Raw genomic sequence first — 1,981 nt, forward strand, 5'->3', positions numbered from 1 at the left:
GGCTCGATCCGCGCCCACAGCTCATCCGACACGATCCACGGCAGCTGCTCACCCCTTCTCATGTGCAGGCTAACGTCCCATCAGACGGCAACATTCCAAGGCAAGTTGCAGCATTCTGTTAGGAGTTCTTATGCCTGACGACACCCAGCCGGCGATCCCAGCCGTCCCGAGCCCGGCGGACGGAGACGTACCGCCCGAGCACCACATGCACCTGCTCGGGCGGTACTACCGCCAAGTGGAAGCAGGGCGCAAGACGATCGAAGTGAGGGTGGCCACGCCGAACAAGCGCGACATCGGCGTCGGCGACACGGTCGTCTTCCACGACCGGGACACCGGCCAGGAACTCGAAGTCATCGTGCAGCTGATCACCCCGTACCCCTCCTTCGAGGACCTGCTCAGCTCGGAGGAGCCCGCGCGCATCGACCCTGACGGGCCGCCCGGAGAACTGCTCGCCAACCTCCGCAGCATCTACCCGCCGGCCAAGGAAGCCCTCGGCGTTCTCGCCCTCGCGTTCGACCACCGCCCTGCCCGGCCCGGCCGCCCCCTGCGGATGACGCCCACGCAGTACGCGCGGACCGTCCCCCACCACACGGTGTACGGCTGCGTCTACATCCGCGACGAGCGCGACCGGCCGGTCCAGCTCCGCTCGGTCTACGGCTCAAGACTCTGGCAGTTCCCGGGCGGCAACCTCGACGTCCCGGGCGAGGACCCACTGCAGACCGCCCGGCGCGAAGCGGTCGAGGAAACCGGCCTCGAACTCGGTCTGGACACACCGAAGCTGCTTTTGACGCACTTCCTGCACGCAGGGCCCCGGCTGCCGCTGAACAAGGTGGGGTTCATCTTCGACGGAGGGCGGTTGACCGCCGAGCAGCTCCGCCGGATCCGGCTCGATCCCGCGGAACACGACATGTGGGCCGTCCACGACCTCGCGACTTGGCAGGAGCTGATGGCGTCGCGCGCCTTCGCGCGCTTCGACGCCATCGAACGAGCCCGGCGCGGCGAGGGCCCCGCCTACCTGATCACGCACACCTGACCCTGAACACCCGCCCACCAGGAGGCAACTGTGTCCGCCGAGGAGACCAACACGCGGGCCTGGCAGCTCTACGGCCAGCGCCAGCTGGCCCGTGCCTACACCCCGCCCATCCCCGACCGGCTCGGCTGGGCGCCCTGGGAAGGGATCGGACCGGGAGCAGAAGTCCTCGGTGACGTGGCCGGCCGCCGGGTCCTGGACATCGGATCCGGAGCCGGCCACCACGCCGTCCACCTCGCCCAGACGTACGGAGCCCGCGTCACCGGCATCGAGCTGTCCCCTACCCAGCACGAACGCGCCGTCTCCGCCCACGCGGACGTTGACGGCGTGGAGTTCGTCCAAGCAGACGTGGCCGAGTACCTGGCCGTAGCCGAGCCGTTCGACGCCGCGTACGCGATCGGGACTCTCGCCTTCATCGACCCGCACCGCTCGCTGCCGGCACTGCGCGACGGCCTGCGCCCCGGCGCCCCTCTGATCCTCTCGCTCCTGCACACCGACCTGCACGGCCGCGGCCCGTCCGCGGAGGTGGCGCCGCGCGAGCAGACGATCCTGCTGCGCGACGACCCGCCCCTGCCGACACAGATGTGGGTCCTGGCACCGCAGCTGTGGGAAGACCTGCTCACCGAGTACGGCTTCCGCGCCGAGGCCATCGACCTGCTACCGCACCCCGACAAGAGCGCCACGGTCATCCAGCAGCTCATCCGCGCCCGGCGACTGCCCGACCGGCCGACGCGCGTCTCCAGCCGCCCCCGCAGCACTAGAGCACCAGCCGCACACGCGGCCGTCGGCGTCGGAGCGATCCTGCTGAGCAAGCAGGGCATCCTGTTGGGCCGGCACCGCCGCGGCACCCTCGAACTAACTGGAGTACGGGCGGGTTCCCTGAGGGGCTGACCGGCGCGTCGTTCCATTTCAGCTGGCAGGAGACTCGATGGGCTCCTACATCGGCCTCTC

The 1,981-nt window shown here is 69.8% G+C and carries 2 protein-coding genes; both read left to right on the plus strand.

Annotated features, from left to right (window positions below):
• The first annotated feature begins 130 nt into the window (after window positions 1-130).
• Window positions 131-1,033 carry an NUDIX domain-containing protein gene (locus ABZ656_RS57695; protein WP_360280738.1) on the plus strand — a complete coding sequence of 301 codons (903 nt, stop codon included), beginning with the start codon at window positions 131-133 and terminating at the stop codon, window positions 1,031-1,033.
• A 30-nt stretch (window positions 1,034-1,063) separates the two neighbouring features.
• Window positions 1,064-1,921 (plus strand): class I SAM-dependent methyltransferase, encoded by an 858-nt coding sequence (locus ABZ656_RS57700; protein ID WP_360280741.1) that lies wholly within the window; start codon window positions 1,064-1,066, stop codon window positions 1,919-1,921.
• Window positions 1,922-1,981: the final 60 nt, after the last annotated feature.

It is taken from the genome of Streptomyces sp. NPDC007095 (genome assembly GCF_040634475.1).
GTDB lineage: Bacteria > Actinomycetota > Actinomycetes > Streptomycetales > Streptomycetaceae > Streptomyces.

What these genes read in the sequence shown, in the direction of transcription:
- ABZ656_RS57695 (WP_360280738.1), top strand. Translation starts at nt 131, where the DNA reads ATGCCTGACGACACCCAGCCGGCGATCCCAGCCGTCCCGAGCCCGGCG.